Origin of the sequence: Acinetobacter entericus (assembly GCF_026168575.1) — a bacterium.
GTDB classification, from domain to species: Bacteria; Pseudomonadota; Gammaproteobacteria; order Pseudomonadales; family Moraxellaceae; genus Acinetobacter; species Acinetobacter bouvetii.
The window spans coordinates 1-16,273 of record NZ_JAPEQW010000022.1 but is presented as its reverse complement, the minus strand read 5'-3'; the positions used below and the strand labels follow the sequence as shown (position 1 = coordinate 16,273).

The following is a 16,273-nucleotide window of genomic DNA, read 5'->3' as shown; positions in this document are numbered from 1 at the left end:
GAACTATATAAAATGGCAAACGAGAAAAAAAATAATCTACGCATACTGCAGTCTACTCAAAAGAAACCGCTTCATCCCGCTGTTTATGCTGTTTGCGGCTTCTTTGCCGGCATGGCTCTTATTGGCGCCACAGGGCTGATGTTTATAAATTTTAATCATAAAGCCAATGATGCGCTGATTTCTCAGGAAAATCTTCGGCAAGGAGAATCTGTCACTCAGCACCGTCCTTCTATTTCTTCACCAAGTCATAAACTTGCACAAGAAAATCCACATTCAGATGAAGAAGAAGCCAGCCAAATTTATGACGGTGATTTACTGAATGCATTTAAGCATGAAAAACCCGCAGTTCAGCATCATTCCCCCTTTGCACAAGCAGAACTCCACCCGCCTCAGGCCGCTAAAACTGTTCAAAAAGTGAAGCCGGCAATAAAATCCAATGCTTTACCCGCAGTAAAAAGCAAGTTGGCGGTAAAAGCACCGCCGCCAGAAAAAAATACACCGGCACCCGCAAAGCAAACGGTAGCCAGTGACCCCGAAATCCCCAGCCCTCGCGGCTCACTTCAAATGACAGTGACAAAAACACTTTCGCCGGTAAAAGACCGAACAGCAGCGCAATGATTGCTATTATCGCCTGCAGTTTTTTTATGCTGACCTTTGCCATGGCGCTATTGATATCTTACGAATTCAGGCATTGGCTTCTTCAAGCCTTTAGCAATGTCTTTTTAGCCAGCAAAAATAAACTGTTTAATGCAAAAAAAATTGCACATCAGCTGAATGCAGCCGCATCGCCAGACCAAATTCAGTCTCACTGGCATTTGCAGCAATGGTGGATTTTAATAGCAGGACTCTTTTTGTTTTCCAGTATTTTACTGTATGCATTTACTCGGCCCATTACCGCTTCTACCATTGAAGCCGACTATTTAAAGGAAGCAGATCCGCAAATCTATGCCATGCTGGATGGTCAAATGCTGGACATTCCGCCAGAAGTTGATGATGCCTTGGTGCAAGAAGCTGTAAATAATGCGATTGCATTAGAAAATAGCACTGCTGTTATTTCAGCATCTCAGATTGCCCCATCTGCTGCAATGAATTCAGCTGATGAAAACCTATTTGAATATCATCATACAGATTTTGCCTCTGCCGACCGCAAGTGGAATAAAATTAATCCACGCTATAAGCAGCGGCTGCTGATGGTCTTTAAAATTATGCGGGAACAGCATGGCTATGACATGGTTCTTTTAGAAGGTTACCGCAGCCCCGACCGTCAAAATTCACTCGCATTGAATATCCACACCACACGCGCACGCGGATATCAAAGCTATCATCAATTTGGCTTAGCCGCAGATGCTGCATTTAAACGCAATGGAAAAGTGGTTATTTCAGAGCGGGATCCTTGGGCGATGCGCGGTTATCAATTGTATGGGCAAGTCGCGGAATCCGTTGGCTTGACTTGGGGCGGACGCTGGAAATCCATTCAAGATTACGGACACACGGAATACCGTATGCCTGGCTTAAAGAAAACTAGGGAAATGGCCGAGCAGCTGATATCAGAAGGTCAGCTGCAGGCCGGCAGCTTTTCAACTGCGCCGTAAACAGGCAATTTAAGAAATTATTCCTTTTCAGTTATTTATATACCGCTGCAGCTGATCTAGAACTTCTGCCGTTTTTTCCGCATGCAGCCAATGCCCTGCACCTTCAATACCTTTAACTTCCGCCAAAGGAAATTGACACGCAATTGCATCCATATATTCAGCTTTTCCGATATACGGAGATGCTGTTCCTCGTAAAAATAATGCGGGTTTTGACCACGAAGACTGTTCATTCCAGCTTAAAATATCAGCATAATGCGCATATAAAGCGGGAACATTAAATAGCCATTTGCCTTTAGAAAAAGATTTCAATAAAAATTGAATGACCATGTCTTCAGATACAAACTGTTTCATGATTTCAATGGCTTGATGGCGTGTCTGAATGTCAGCCCGCTCTACTGCGAAAAGTGCTTTAAAAATTTTTTCATGNTGTCTTCAGATACAAACTGTTTCATGATTTCAATGGCTTGATGGCGTGTCTGAATGTCAGCCCGCTCTACTGCGAAAAGTGCTTTAAAAATTTTTTCATGGTGGTTCTGCTGATAGGCAAATGGCGCAATATCCAAAACGGCTAAATGCGCAATACGGTCAGGATCAAAACTGGCAGTACGCATGGCAATTTTACCGCCCATTGAATGACCGACTAAGCTGACCCGCTGCAGGCCAGCTGCATTAATTGTTTCAATCACGTCCTGCGCCATCAGGTCATAGTTCATTTCTGAAGAATGTCCTGAGTTTCCATGATTGCGCACATCCAGCTGAATGACCGTATGAGTTTGCATAAATGCGCGCGCCAGCATGCCAAGGTTGCTTAAGCTGCCAAATAAACCGTGAATGAATACGATGGGATTTTTTTCTGAAACTGTATTTTGATGCAGTTCATAATTAAGAATCATACTGGTTTTGGGTACTTTTAAAGATGATTTATGATGATTCTAAGATGGAATTTAATCAATTGCCTTTTTATTTAATTTATAAATTTGCTTAGGCTATTTTTATGAAATGACAAAAGCTCAATCATATGGACTCAGCTTTTACCTATTTTATGAATGAAAATAATTGAGCGGCAGCTTCAAATAAGCGATGCCATTTCCTTCAGGTCTTGGCATACGGCCTGCATCCATATTAATTTGAATCGCTGGCAATATTAATTTTGGCATGCTTAAGGACGCGTCACGGCGGTTGCGCATTTCAATAAAATCTTGCTTTTGAATGCCTTCATGAATATGAATATTGCCCTGTTTTTGCGCCTGAATAGTTGTTTCACAATGGAATTCTTTCCGCCCTTCCGGCAAATAATCATGGCATAAAAATACTCTCATTTGCTCTGGCAGCGTATACAGCTGATGTACGGAATCGAATAAAACCGATGCGCTCCCCTTGGGAAAGTCACATCGTGCAGTGCCATAATCCGGCATAAATAAAGTATCTCCGACAAATACGGCGTCACCAATCACATAGCTTAGGCATGCGGGCGTATGTCCTGGTGTCGGCATGCTATAAGCATCCATCCCGCCTATTTTAAAAGCTTCATGATCTTCAAATAGATGATCAAAAATCTGATTTGAATTAAAGTACTTCATGTCGAAATTATAAATAGCGCTAAACGTCTGCTGCACCAGTGCAATATTATGGCTGATGGCAGTCTTTCCGCCTGTTTGCGCTTTGATATATTGAGCAGCAGTCAAATGATCAGCATGCACATGCGTTTCTAAAATCCATTCTACGCTTAGGCTATTTTTCTGAATAAATGCCAGTATTTGCTCGGCCTGTTCAGCTGATGTTGTTGCCGATGCGGCATCATAGCCCAGCACACTATCGATTACGGCGCATTTCCGAGTTTCCGGATCTGTCACTACATAGCTGTAGGTATTGCTCTTGTCATCAAAAAAGGCTTGTACCCAAGGCTTTGCCATTATTTACTTCCTCCAGCCCAAATGCGGTGCAGCCAAACGCCAGCAAACATAGCACCGATAAAATACAGCGCCTGATAATGACCTAAGCCAATTAACGTAAAACTTGGCGCAGGACAGATTCCAGCGATGCCCCATCCAATACCAAATAAGCAGCTGCCTGCAATCAGCTTAGCATCTAAATGGGTGTTTTGAGGCAATTCAATATTTTCGCCATAGACTGTTTTTATTTCAGGATGCCGTACAGCGCGCTGAAATGGAATAAATGCCACACAAATTGCACCACCCATCACAAAGGCCAAGCTGGGGTCCCACTGACCAGTAATATCTAAAAAGTTCAAAACTTTTTCAGGATTCGCCATGCCGGACACCATAAGGCCTACGGCAAATAAACCGCCGAATAGAAATGCCAGAAAATTTTTCATGCTGAAACTCCAAGTACATGGCGCATCACAAAAACAGTCATCATGCCTGCCGCCATAAATACGGCTGTTGCAACCCAAGAGCGCTTAGAAAGCCGGCTAATCCCGCAAATGCCGTGACCGCTGGTGCAGCCAGAACCTAAGCGCGTGCCAAAACCAACCAGCATGCCTGCAATGATCATCATCCATGGGCTAGCGTTGAGGGTAATTTCTGGCTGCACCAAAAATCCATAGATAAACGGCACAGAAAACAGTCCTAATAAGAACCAGACTGCTGGACGCTGCATCAACTGGCCAACATTAAACAGCTGCCCGATTAAACCGCTGATTCCAGCAATTCGCCCATGCACATATAAGTATCCCACTGCAGATGCACCCAATAGCGTGCCGCCTATAAAGGCTAAAATGAAATCATGCACAGCCCACTTCCCATAAAACAATATATGTTTTTATAATATGTTATCTTCAGCTTAATTCAAGCATTTTTTCTTTTTTATTTATCGTTTTTTAGCTTATTCACTATCCATCTCCGTACAAAAAAACGCGGACATATCTTTCAAATACAGCATTAACATGCTGAAAAATCAGATACAGACAGCGCCTTAAAAGAAAGATTATTTAAATAAACTAATTATTTTAAAATTAAACTGAATAAACTCCCGAATATTTTTATACTTTTACTTTTTATATTAAGATTTTCTTAAGTATTAAAATTTTAATTAACCTTCTCTATCCTTGATCGTGAGTCTAAGCTTCAAAATCTTTCAAAACTTTTTCTGCAAACCATTTAGGAAGAATTTTTAGGCTTTGGTTCATCTTGAGAATTTCTGCCGATTCGATCTCTGCAATAAAGGATGCAATCTGACCATCTGCAGAATTATCAAAAATATAAGTCCGGTCTGCAGCTTCTACAGCCTGCATCAGCAAGTCCATACTGCGCTGGTAGCGTTCTATAATTTTCTGTTCAGGAACGCCATGTCCGCCTGTTTGAACTCTATATTTTACACGGGCAATATTGATCATCGGGTCAACGGTAGACACAAAATACAAATACGTCCGGTAACCTTTACGCTTGGCTTCTTGTAAAAACTCAACTTTAGAAATATGCGACATCACCGTTTCAAAGGTAAAACTGACCTTCAAATCCAAAAATGTCAGACGGATATAGTCAATAATTCTGGCGCAAAGATAGGAATCAATTTCACTGGCATCAAACTGAATGTTCCATTCATCCAGCATCACAGGTTCTTTAGAAAGCAGCGGCTTATATTCACCTGCTTTCGGACGCTTTTTCTGCTTTAAAAAATCCAGCAGGGAAAGCGCTTTCAATGAGGGATGGTAAGCCATTAAATCAATGCGCTGCGTTTGGTGAAGCTGCTGTTCCAGCTCATCCGCATTTAAATATGCCCCAATATGATGGGGCAATAAATATTCTTTTACAGTGCTTTTTCCGGAACCGTTTGGGCCCGCAAACATCCTGATGCGAGGCTGTCGAGGCATACGCTATATTGTTCTCTCTAATTTTTTTTCCGCTTAAGCACCTTAGGCAAATGATCCGCAGCGACATAAGCTCGTGACAAATCCTTTACAGCTGTTTCTTGCCCGTTTTGTGCACGGCGCATGAGTTGCTGATTCTTAGCATATACCACTTCAGATGATGCGCACGCGCGCTCAAAAGCATGACGGAATGCATGTATTGCAAGTTTAGGGATCATATCATCCTCATACTTGCCTGCTTTGATGACTGAAGTATAAGCTGTCATTCAACAACTCCTAAAATTAAACACATGGTGCTGGTATCATCTTAGCATACTGGCTTAATTTGTCTATTTCTTCAACAGCATGCTTAGATCAAAAACATCAGCAACCCTGCTATTAGATTATGCTTCGATATAGCCATGAAATTTAACTCAACACAGCTGAAATTACAGCGCAGGCTTATTCGTCGAGAAAAAAAAGCCACTTTTCAGTGGCTACCAAGGAACAACATTAACCTGATGTATTAAAGAAAAATGCTCAGCCAGGGATACCGGACTATTTTCTCTAACAATAACCATATTAATGCGAACCACTTATCATTTCTCTCCAAATTCTTGTCATTTCCTGACAATTTGAATTTTCAAAAGGATTTATTGCTTAATTTTTCCAGCACAAAATACTTCTGTAGTCATGCCTGAGCCGCCTAAACGCGCTTTCTGCTTGTCTAAAAAGCTTTGCGACGCCATCAGCATAATCGAAGCCATTTCTAAATTGGCATTGTCTTTCGATAATTTTGCAATCTGTTCATAAGCATTTAAGCGGTCGCAAAAAGCTTGGCTTTGCTGGTTAGCATCCGCTTTAGAATTCGGTTCATCTAAAACAGCTTTTGTTTGCTGAATGATCTGTGTGTGGTGCTGAATTTGCTGATCATAATCTGTCTGTGTCAGTACTTCTGCATGAGAAAAGCTTATCATCACGCTGCAGAAGAGGAAAACGCTCCGCTTAAGCTTCATCGCCTTCTTTCCAAACATCTTCATAATCATCTGCATCAATCATAAAACGGTAGCCTGTATCCAGCGCTAAATATGGAAGTGCATCGGGAAATTCTTTTTCCAATTCTTTTACGCTGATAATTTCAAAGAACTCTTCACCATCGCCCAGCTCACCGCCATAAATAAACCAAGACACTTTATTTTCATCCGGCAATTTACGCAAACCGACAATCGGCTCTTTCTTTAAGGTTTGCAGCGCAATGGCAACAACATCCGTTTCTTTAACAGGCAGATATGCAGAGCCAAATTCTTCGCATACCAGTTTTTGTTCTTCAATCAGCTCTTTATCCATAGTTTTCAGGCTTTCATCTTTGCTTTGAAAAATGCATTGTATCCGATCAATATGTCAGATAGTTATTTTCGGTGTGAAAACAGACGCTATTTTTCACTCAGCAAAATCAATCTCTGCCGGCAGCTGGATGATATTCAGCGAATAGAATATAAAGCGCTTTCTATACACTGCGTATTCTGCTAAATTTTGAAAAAGTAACAATTTCAAAAATACCCCCTCCCATTTACTACAGAGCAATTTCATGAAAGATTCTACACAGGAAGCCCGGGGCGGCAAACGCACAAATGCAGGGCGCAAAGCTCACTATCAGGAAAAAACGGTGGTGATGCGCGTGCCTGAATCTAAAGTTATTGCCATCAAAGAATGGCTCAAACCTGTGCCTGCTGATGACCGCAGTCCTCAAGCCGAATTCATGCCGATTCAATTCCGCACGGCGCTGCAAATTCCATCGCCTTTGGAGTCTGTAGCTGCCGGCTTTCCCTCTCCGGCACAGGACTATGCAGAAGAATCAATCGACCTGAATGAATATCTGGTACATAACCCCGCAACGACTTTTGTATTGCGGGTCAATTCATTTTCCATGAAGAATGCCGGCATTGATGCAGAAGATAAAATCCTAATTGACCGCAGTTTGACGGCCGAGCATGGCGATATTGTCTTAGCGTTGATTAACAATGAGTTTACGGTAAAGCGATTAATGAAAGAAAAGCAGGATGATGGCTCAGAGAATATATGGCTTAAGGCCGAAAACCCTGAATACCCAGATATCCACTTTCAAAGTGAAGAGCAGTTTCTGGTTTGGGGTGTAGTCACCTGCGTGCTGAAAAAACTGCGCTAAACTTTCAGCGGCTATGCATATACACGCCTAAATCTGCGCCGCAATAAAAAAGCACCAGATATTCTGGCGCTTAAATCACGCTATTTGAGTCAAAATATAAATAAGCTATAGCTTATGACGCTGAATATACTTGCTTAAACTGCTGAAAAAGCAATGATTCTTGACCATTTTTCAGCACATAGCGGGTAATGGTGCCTTTGTCTGTTTCCAAACTCATGGTAATAGACTGATCTTGTTTTTGACCTTTCACTTTTAAATCAGCCATCAGCTTAACTGGAACAGTCACTTCAGCGCGTGAACGGTACATGCCGAGAATCATTTCCTGTTCTGTCGCAGCAGCTGGGTCAAAGCCTAATGTTTTCTGACCATTGCTGAAGCTGACATGCTTGATTGCATAGTAATGGCTGACGCTATTCAGGCTGATTTTCATATCCAGAACATCTTTTCTCTGTTCATTCCAGCTCACCAGCACTGCAGGGCATATTTCATTCGCTTCACACAGAAGCAGCCCGCGGGTTCCTACATTTTCACTTTCTGGAAGCGCTGCGCAGCCAGACATCAGCATTGCGCTAAGGGCTAAGCCCATTATCTTTTTCATCTTACCCTCTTATACGATGTAATCTGTTTGCGTTCTCATGAACTGTTCTTTAATGCTTCTTTCAGTGTTTACTATACCGTGATCCGAAGAAAAATCATTATTTTACACAGCAGCAGCCGGAATTTATTGCTTTCCCCTTTTGACATGCCTGTTTTTTCGACAGATTTAGCATTCCCTGCCAGCAGAATGAATGCGGTTTTCCGCCTTTTAATAAAGCGGATATGTACCCACTCACTTAAATATTCCTCCTGCAATTCAAGGCAAAACACTCACAGAATTTACACCTTTCATCTGATTTCTTACAGACCGTTTGATCTCAGGTAAAAATCCATTTAAGCTTTATTTTGAATTTGTAACTTTTTCAAAATCATTGCAATATGTCTGACGAAATTTTCGCTTTAATTGACATCAACAACTGCTATGTCAGCTGTGAGCGGGTTTTTAACCCTTCACTAAATGGAAAGCCTGTCGTCGTTTTATCCAATAATGACGGCTGTGTAGTGTCGCGCAGCAATGAAGCCAAGGCGCTGAACATTGGCATGGCAATGCCTTGGCATGAGATCAGGAAAGATGCATTACAGGTCGGTGTACAGGTTTTTTCCAGCAACTATGCGCTCTACGCAGATATGTCCCGCCGTTTCTTTATGATTTTGGAACAGCATTTCAACCCCGATGACTTAGAAGCTTACTCTATCGATGAATGCTTTATCCGCTTGACCAGTTACAGCAGCCTTTTTGAACTGGAACATTATTGCCGCGGACTAATCAAAACCATTCAGCAAGGGCTTGGGCTTCCCTGCTGCATCGGCATTGGCAGCAGTAAAACGCAAGCCAAACTTGCCAATCATTTTGCCAAGACGTATTCTGGATTTGAGTCAGTCTGCAACCTGACTCAAATGGATTTATGCAGTGTCGAAAGTTTAATGATGGAAACACCGGTATCCGAAATCTGGGGAATTGGACGTAAAATCAGCAAAAAACTCGACAGCTATAACATCCTCAGCTGCTACGATTTAACTTTTGCCAATGAACACCACCTGGCGAAACAGTTTTCAGTCCTGATCGCCCGCACCATTCGTGAGCTAAAAGGTCAATCCTGCATTGCCTTGGATGCCTCCGGCATTCCATCTAAACAAATTCTTTCATCACGGAGTTTCGCTAAACCCTTAACAGATAAAGAGATCATTAAACAAGCAGTGATCTTTCACGTGGGCCGAGCGCACATCAGGCTGTCCAAACAGCAGCAGCTTTGCGCTTCACTGCATGTGTCCCTCTACGAAAAAGTCCCTTATCCGCCTTATAAAAAGAGTATTTCCCACGCAGTTGGCCTAGAGTATGCATCAGATGATCTGCTTATGATTAACCACGCATGCTTGCATCAAATTGATGTTTTATTTAAAGAAAATACCCAATATGTAAAGGTTGCCGTCATGTTTGGCGCATTGCATGAAAAAAAGCATCACATTTATGATCTATGGCAGCCGTTAGCAAAAATTCAGCAGCGGGATCAACTGATGCATACTCTATTAAAAATGCGAAATAGATATGGTTCGGACTGCATTCAAACGGGATACTCCTCTGCAATGCAAACATGGAAAATGAAGCAAGAGCACCGTTCACCGCGGTATACAACCTGCTGGAAAGAACTTTTAAGTGTGGGCTGATCTGCATCCTTTACACAAATGATATGAACAGTTTTCGCCAATTCAGTTTAAAATAAAAAAAAACAGATAATTCTAAAAAATGTAATCTTTTAACATTGCCAATTCTTTGCAAAGTTCTCATTATACTGTTCAATTCTGGCATATGCTTTCTACGTCAATTCAAAGAAATTATAAAAGAAATGTGGAATTTCATGCCATAATAAGCAAACTTTGCAGATATCTTGCAAAGTATTTTTGCAACTTTCAATTGGAGCAAGCTGAATGAGTTCGACCATATTGGTCATTCACGGACCGAATCTAAATTTGCTGGGAAAGCGAGAACCAGAAGTTTATGGCTATCTCACCCTTGAGGATATAAATCAGCAGCTCATTGCACAAGCGCAAAATGCATCAATTTCACTCGATACGTTCCAGAGCAACTGGGAAGGTGCAATTGTCGACCGTATTCATCAAGCACAGATCGACGGCGTGCAATTCATCATTATTAATCCAGCAGCATTGACACACACTTCTGTGGCAGTCCGGGATGCCCTGCTGGGTGTAGCGATCCCGTTTATTGAAATTCACTTATCTAATGTGCATGCGCGCGAAGCATTCCGCCATCATTCATATTTGTCGGATAAAGCCGTTGGCGTAATTTGCGGTTTAGGTGCAAAAGGCTATGCAGCCGCACTTGACTATGCTATCGACAAAATCCAGCCATCTTTACAATCTTAAAATTAGGAATACTGTCTCATGGATATCCGTAAAATCAAGAAACTCATCGATTTGATGATTGAATCTGACTTACAGGCGATAGAAGTTAAAGAAGGCGATCAATCGATTGCTTTGACTCGTCGCAGTCCAGTTGTAGCGGCAGCAGTTCCTGCAATGCCCCCGCCTGCAGCTGCAGCAGCGCCTGCCGCTAAAACACCTCGCGGTGCAGTAGAAACTTCACCAATGGTGGGTGTGTTCTATGCCGCGCCAAGCCCAGGTGAAGCAACCTTTGTTAAAGTAGGTCAAACAGTTTCAGCTGGTGAAACACTTGGCATTATTGAAGCAATGAAAATCATGAACCCAATTGAAGCAACTCAAAGCGGCGTGGTTGAAGAAATTTTAGTGAAAAACGGTGATGTCATCCAATTCGGTCAACCATTGTTCCGCTACCGCGCCTAAGACCTCGGGGAAAAATAATGTTGCAGAAAGTTTTAATTGCAAACCGTGGTGAAATCGCGCTGCGTATCACTCGGGCCTGCAAAACTTTAGGAATAAAAACCGTAGGGATTTATTCCGATGCAGATAAAGACCTAATGCATTTGCGCTTCTGTGATGAAGCCGTATGCATTGGACCTGGTGCAAGCAGCGAAAGCTATCTGAATATTCCTGCGATTATTACCGCAGCGGAAATCACAGGCGCAGACGCTATTCACCCCGGCTATGGCTTTTTATCTGAAAATGCGGAATTTGCTGAAATTGTAGAAAATTCAGGTTTCATCTTTATCGGCCCGCGCCCAGAACACATCCGCTTAATGGGGAACAAAGTTTCTGCCATTATTGCCATGAAAAAAGCCGGTGTCCCAACGGTTCCAGGCTGCGACCATGCAGTCACCATTCACAATGCCCTTGCTGAAGCAAAAGAAATCGGCTTCCCGCTGATTGTTAAAGCGGCATCAGGCGGCGGCGGACGCGGCATGCGGATTGTAGAACGTGTGGATACCCTGCTTGAATCTGTTCAAGCGGCGCAGCGTGATGCAGAAATGTGGTTTGGCGATGATACGGTCTATATGGAGCGTTTCCTGCAGAAGCCACGCCATGTTGAAGTTCAGGTTCTGGGTGACGGCAATGGTCATGCTATCCATCTTTTTGACCGTGACTGCTCTTTGCAGCGCCGCCATCAAAAAGTATTGGAAGAAGCTCCAGCTCCCGGTTTGCCGGAACAAGCGCGCGCAGATATTTTAGAAGCTTGCGTAAATGCATGTAAATTAATGCAATATCGCGGCGCAGGCACATTCGAATTTTTATTCGAAGATGGTGAATTCTTCTTTATTGAAATGAATACCCGTGTTCAGGTAGAGCATCCAGTCACTGAAATGGTGACAGGTGTAGATATTATTGAACAGCAGCTTCGCATTGCGGGCGGCCTTGGGCTGGATATTCAGCAAGAAGATGTGGTGTGTAAAGGCCATGCGATTGAATGCCGTATTAACGCAGAAGATCCAACCACCTTTATGCCATCACCGGGTAAAATCGAGCATTTTTACGCGCCAGGCGGTGCAGGCATTCGCTTAGACTCTCATATTTATCAGGGCTACAGCATTCCGCCGTACTACGACTCAATGATTGCCAAACTGATTGCTCACGGCAAAGACCGTGAAACATCAATTGCCCGCATGAAGCAAGCGCTGGAAGAAATGATCCTAACGGGTATTAAAACCAATATTCCGCTTCATAAAGATTTGATCTTAGAAGATAAAAACTTCTCGAAACAAGCAATGGACATCCACTATCTAGAGAAACATCTGCTGAAACAAGTTGAAGGCCATGAAGACAAAGCATAAGTCTGAATGAAATAAAAAAACCGCTCAATGAGCGGTTTTTTTATTCTTCCAATTTTTAAATTAATTAAGGCAGCACACGGCGCAGTATTGCGAAGCACTGTTCTGCTTTTTCATTAGAACAGAAGCTAATTGTGCTGGGATTTTGCCATTGTACAAAATACTGTGAAATCTCACCCGTTTGATCAGACTGATTGCCAGAGCAGTCAACCTCGTTATTGTCATATTTCACTTGTAAAATAAGCGCAGGCAATTGCACGCCTTGATCCTGTGAAGGCTGATAATCATATATGCCTGTTGACCATTCCGCACCGCTTTTAATCACAACCTCATTATTGCTTTTAAAATTATAATATTCGCGGCATTTGCGGTTATTGGGAATTTCCATCCCCCACAGACCAACAATTTCTGGACGTGTTGTCACGCGGTAATTTGTTGCCGTACTTTCTTGAACCTGATCATCCGCAGTTTGATTTTGCGGTAATTTTTTATTGTCTGCAGCAATTGCGCCAGAAGCAAACAGCATAAGTAAAACTGTTAAATATGTTTTTTTCATACGTTTATTCAGTCATATAAACCATGTGCTATAAATTACCACATTTTTTTAAAAAACATTCATTTATCACCATTTTATAACAATCATTTTCAGGCAGCGCAGCCTTCTGCTGATTTAGATAATGTACTTCATTATTTTTCAAAAGAAACTCACAATTTCCATAATTTCTTCACATTCATCAGCAATTTATCGATTAAAATAATCCAGTTGATTAAACTTTAGTCTAATAATTCCAAAAGCTTAGGCTATTTTCAGGAAGAGATGCGTCTACTTGTATAACCCAGATTATTCCCCGTGCCCATGGCCCAACAAGGCAAGGCATTTGCCATTATTGCAATCACCGTTTTTCTGTGCTGCCTTCTCGGAATTTTGACTCGCCCTCTTTCTTTCCTTGCCTTCTTTTGGCCAGCTAATGCTGCTTTATTGGCCATTTTTTTGCGCTTCCCGCAGCTGAATAATGCTGGAGGCTGGATTGGCGCATTTACTGCCTATATGACAGCAGACCTGCTGACTGGAAATGGTTTTGATCTGACTTTTTTTCTGTCTCTTTCAAACTTACTCAACGTCTCTGTCTCCTTATTTTTTATTAATTACTTTCAAATCAATTACCGCAATTATAATAAAGGTTTTACCTTTTTATATTTGTTTGCCATTTGCGCATTTGCCGGCTGTTTAGCTGGCGCGGCCTTTGCCGTATTGACCATACCGCATGTGCCCAATACCTTTATGTCTGCCGACCGTTTTTGGATAGATTTTGGAATGTGGTGGACTGGCGAATTGGTTAATGCAATTTTAATTATCCCTTTAATTTTGTCCATGCCGACTCTGAGCGAACTTAAGCTTGCATTTCACGAAAGAAGACATAAGCAATATCCGCTCAGTCATATTTTTCCGCTCATTGCGATTTTTATTTGCGTGCTTATGACATATTTTCTAGCGGGTCCTGGAGCGCTTCTCTACCCGCTTGCCGCCTTAATTTGGGCAGCGCTGACGTATAGGCTATTTTCGGTAGCAGTCATTAACTTTGCAGTACTGCTGGCAACCTACCACAGCTTGAATCAATTCTATCTGTCAGAATCATCCAGCGCATATCTGTCCACGTCAATTTCCGTGCGGATTGGCTTATTCATGCTAAGTTTAGCGCCGCTGATCCTATGCATCATCAGTCAAAACCGTCATGAGCTATTCAAACAGGTGCTGTATTTAGCCAACCATGACAGCCTAACTCTCGCAATGACGCGCCGGTATTTTTTTCAGCAAAGTGAGCTGCTGATGCAAAATGCGAAGCGCCAACCATTTTCAATTATTATGCTGGATATTGATCATTTTAAAAATCTGAATGATCAGCATGGGCACTATGCTGGTGATCTCGTTCTGCAGCATTTCGCAAGAACTGTGCAGCACAATCTACGCAATAATGACTTGTTTGCCCGAATCGGCGGTGAAGAATTTGTAATTTTTCTGCAAAACGTGCAATTGCAAGAAGCTCATGTAATTGCCGAACGCATTCGCGCAATTACAGAAAACTCTCCAATTAGCATCCATACCAAGGCGCCGCTGCACATTACCGTCAGTATCGGTATTATGCATCATAATTTTACAGAACAGAAAACCCTGCAGAATCTGATCAATAATGCCGACAATGCCCTGTATCAAGCTAAAAAACAGGGCCGTAATCAAGTTGCCAGCTTTAGTTCCTCTGAATTTTCTTCGGCAATCCAACTGTAAAACATAGGCCTGCCAATGTGGAAGCGCCTGCCAGTATAAAAACCACTTGACCTGAAAGCAGGCTCCAATAATGCCCCGCAAGCACACTGCCGCTTGCGACACCTAAGCCCCACATGGTGCTATATAAAGCTTGGCCTCGGCCTTGCTGCCCTGCAGAAAAATTTTGAAAAATAATACGCATTGCAATCATATGAAATAAACCAAAACTGAAAGCATGAATGGTTTGCCCAACAAACTGCCATGCAAATTCATGAGGATATAATCCCACAATAGCCCAGCGGAACCCTGTTAGAATCAAGCATAAACATATCAATGCCCGCCATGAAAACCGGGTTAAAAATACATTGGCAAATGTAAACATGATAATTTCAGCAATCACACCAACGGACCAAAGCATGCCGATCTGCCCCATTGAATACCCCATTTGATGTAAATAATTGCTGTAAAAACTATAAAAAGGCGCATGTGAAAAGAGCAGCACAAATTCAATGATAAAAAAACAAGCCACTGCAGGCCTTTTTAAAATGGGCCATAAAGGCTCCAGCTGTTTTTGTGAATGAGGCGCAGAAGTCGGTTCTTTAATGCAAAAAGACCATAGAAATGCCAATGACGCTATGCAAAGCAACAGAATTGGCAGCCAGGAAATTTGAATAATTTCGAGCAGCGCGCCAATGCAAAATACACCCGCTATAAAACCAATTGATCCCCATTTTCTGACCTTGCCATAAAACTCAGTCCGTTTCTCGCCCAACCAAAATAAAGTCACGCCTTCAAATTGAGCTAAAATCGCATTCTGAAAAAAGCTGAAAATCAGCATCAAAAAGGCGATAGATTGAAAGCTGTTTGGAATGACAAAAATCAATAGCCAAATACAGCATTCCATCCATGTTGCAAAGCGCACCAGCAGCATGCGTTTGCCTGATTTGTCAGCTATCCAGCCCCAAATGAACGGCGCAAAAAAACGGGTAATAATAGCAATTGAAGAAAGAATGCCTATTTCTTGATAGTTAAACCCTTGGCCTTCTAAATACAAATTCCAAAATGGCATGAATGTGCCAACAATCGCGTAGTAGAAGAAGTAGAATCCACCTAGTTTTGACTGGATTGGAAAGTCTTGCATTTAACTATATTACCTTGTAAATACAATACCTTATTGACTTTTTTAAGTTGTACGGTAATGTAGTGAATTGGTGCATTTAGGATTCGTACTGTATACAAATGAGTATACAAATTTATTTTAATTAAATTATTTCAAAATTTGTATACTTTTCAAAAAATATAGATTTTTTATAAAATACTTATTATTTTTCATTTATTTATTTTTATAAAATTCCCAATAATTTTTTGCGCAAAAAAACCGCCTTTTCAGGCGGGCCGCTATTTGGTATCGTTCATGTGGATTTGATGCCCAGTGCATCTACAGTGAATACATAAATGTCATATCTGCAACGGTTGCAGAGTTCCCATTCTTCTAGAATTTCTTTAAGAGGTTTATGAACCATAGTGCGCTGAACCCCGTCATGGTTTCGGATAAGGTATTGATGCTTACAGGGAATTTTCAAGCTGTTAGAACCCATTTAAAGTGTCTATATTCTCACCAATAAAAAT

At 41.9% G+C, this 16,273-nt stretch carries 18 protein-coding genes and 1 pseudogene; 8 read left to right on the top strand and 11 right to left on the bottom strand.

Going from position 1 to position 16,273, the window contains the following annotated elements:
- Positions 1-12: 12 nt before the first annotated feature.
- Positions 13-618, top strand: a complete 606-nt coding sequence (locus OKC24_RS14950) for a hypothetical protein (protein WP_130145750.1) — start codon at positions 13-15, stop codon at positions 616-618.
- On the top strand, positions 615-1,592 hold the full coding sequence (locus OKC24_RS14945) for a M15 family metallopeptidase (protein ID WP_131275736.1): 978 nt from the start codon (positions 615-617) through the stop codon (positions 1,590-1,592). Before OKC24_RS14950 ends, OKC24_RS14945 begins: the two co-directional genes overlap by 4 nt.
- A gap of 27 nt (positions 1,593-1,619) precedes the next feature.
- Here OKC24_RS14945 and OKC24_RS20120 read toward each other — a convergent pair.
- The 8 genes and pseudogenes from OKC24_RS20120 to OKC24_RS14900 form a co-directional block, all read right to left on the bottom strand.
- Positions 1,620-2,485 (bottom strand): annotated as a pseudogene (locus tag OKC24_RS20120) (alpha/beta fold hydrolase).
- A 147-nt stretch (positions 2,486-2,632) separates the two neighbouring features.
- Positions 2,633-3,505, bottom strand: coding sequence for an MBL fold metallo-hydrolase (locus OKC24_RS14930; RefSeq protein WP_130145744.1), 873 nt, complete (start codon positions 3,503-3,505; stop codon positions 2,633-2,635).
- Positions 3,505-3,927, bottom strand: a complete 423-nt coding sequence (locus tag OKC24_RS14925) for a DUF6691 family protein (RefSeq protein WP_130145742.1) — start codon at positions 3,925-3,927, stop codon at positions 3,505-3,507. The genes OKC24_RS14930 and OKC24_RS14925 overlap by 1 nt, the downstream gene beginning before the upstream one ends.
- A complete protein-coding gene (locus tag OKC24_RS14920; RefSeq protein WP_131275738.1) occupies positions 3,924-4,343 on the bottom strand; it encodes a YeeE/YedE family protein in 420 nt (139 codons plus the stop codon). Before OKC24_RS14920 ends, OKC24_RS14925 begins: the two co-directional genes overlap by 4 nt.
- Before the next feature lie 328 nt (positions 4,344-4,671).
- Positions 4,672-5,400, bottom strand: a complete 729-nt coding sequence (locus tag OKC24_RS14915) for an ATPase (protein WP_018572534.1) — start codon at positions 5,398-5,400, stop codon at positions 4,672-4,674.
- A 41-nt stretch (positions 5,401-5,441) separates the two neighbouring features.
- A complete protein-coding gene (locus OKC24_RS14910; protein ID WP_130145738.1) occupies positions 5,442-5,687 on the bottom strand; it encodes a hypothetical protein in 246 nt (81 codons plus the stop codon).
- Positions 5,688-6,053: 366 nt separating this feature from the next.
- A complete protein-coding gene (locus OKC24_RS14905) occupies positions 6,054-6,377 on the bottom strand; it encodes a hypothetical protein (protein ID WP_228257587.1) in 324 nt (107 codons plus the stop codon).
- A 28-nt stretch (positions 6,378-6,405) separates the two neighbouring features.
- Complete coding sequence (locus OKC24_RS14900; protein ID WP_005010072.1) at positions 6,406-6,747, bottom strand: immunity protein Imm33 domain-containing protein; 342 nt, start codon at positions 6,745-6,747, stop codon at positions 6,406-6,408.
- Positions 6,748-6,988: 241 nt separating this feature from the next.
- On the opposite strand from OKC24_RS14900, the gene OKC24_RS14895 reads away from it, so the two are divergent.
- Positions 6,989-7,585, top strand: a complete 597-nt coding sequence (locus OKC24_RS14895; protein WP_130145734.1) for a LexA family protein — start codon at positions 6,989-6,991, stop codon at positions 7,583-7,585.
- A 112-nt stretch (positions 7,586-7,697) separates the two neighbouring features.
- On the opposite strand, the gene OKC24_RS14890 is transcribed toward OKC24_RS14895, so the two are convergent.
- Entirely contained in the window at positions 7,698-8,183 is a 486-nt protein-coding gene (locus OKC24_RS14890) for a hypothetical protein (protein ID WP_130145732.1), read from the bottom strand.
- Between the two features lie 377 nt (positions 8,184-8,560).
- On the opposite strand from OKC24_RS14890, the gene OKC24_RS14885 reads away from it, so the two are divergent.
- The 4 genes from OKC24_RS14885 to accC all read left to right on the top strand — a co-directional run bounded on the left by OKC24_RS14885 (position 8,561) and on the right by accC (position 12,384).
- Positions 8,561-9,847, top strand: coding sequence for a Y-family DNA polymerase (locus tag OKC24_RS14885; protein ID WP_131275739.1), 1,287 nt, complete (start codon positions 8,561-8,563; stop codon positions 9,845-9,847).
- A gap of 261 nt (positions 9,848-10,108) precedes the next feature.
- A complete protein-coding gene (gene aroQ, locus OKC24_RS14880; RefSeq protein ID WP_005010082.1) occupies positions 10,109-10,564 on the top strand; it encodes a type II 3-dehydroquinate dehydratase in 456 nt (151 codons plus the stop codon).
- Positions 10,565-10,582: 18 nt separating this feature from the next.
- Positions 10,583-11,002, top strand: a complete 420-nt coding sequence (accB, locus tag OKC24_RS14875; protein WP_131275740.1) for an acetyl-CoA carboxylase biotin carboxyl carrier protein — start codon at positions 10,583-10,585, stop codon at positions 11,000-11,002.
- Between the two features lie 17 nt (positions 11,003-11,019).
- Entirely contained in the window at positions 11,020-12,384 is a 1,365-nt protein-coding gene (accC, locus tag OKC24_RS14870) for an acetyl-CoA carboxylase biotin carboxylase subunit (protein ID WP_130145728.1), read from the top strand.
- 64 nt (positions 12,385-12,448) lie between these two features.
- Here the strand turns inward: accC and OKC24_RS14865 are convergent, their stop codons facing one another.
- Complete coding sequence (locus OKC24_RS14865) at positions 12,449-12,937, bottom strand: hypothetical protein (RefSeq protein ID WP_131275741.1); 489 nt, start codon at positions 12,935-12,937, stop codon at positions 12,449-12,451.
- A gap of 300 nt (positions 12,938-13,237) precedes the next feature.
- On the opposite strand from OKC24_RS14865, the gene OKC24_RS14860 reads away from it, so the two are divergent.
- On the top strand, positions 13,238-14,665 hold the full coding sequence (locus tag OKC24_RS14860; RefSeq protein WP_265465921.1) for a GGDEF domain-containing protein: 1,428 nt from the start codon (positions 13,238-13,240) through the stop codon (positions 14,663-14,665).
- Here OKC24_RS14860 and OKC24_RS14855 read toward each other — a convergent pair.
- Positions 14,628-15,785: an MFS transporter gene (locus tag OKC24_RS14855; RefSeq protein WP_131275742.1), complete on the bottom strand. Its 1,158-nt coding sequence runs from the start codon at positions 15,783-15,785 to the stop codon at positions 14,628-14,630. The genes OKC24_RS14860 and OKC24_RS14855 overlap by 38 nt on opposite strands.
- Positions 15,786-16,273: the final 488 nt, after the last annotated feature.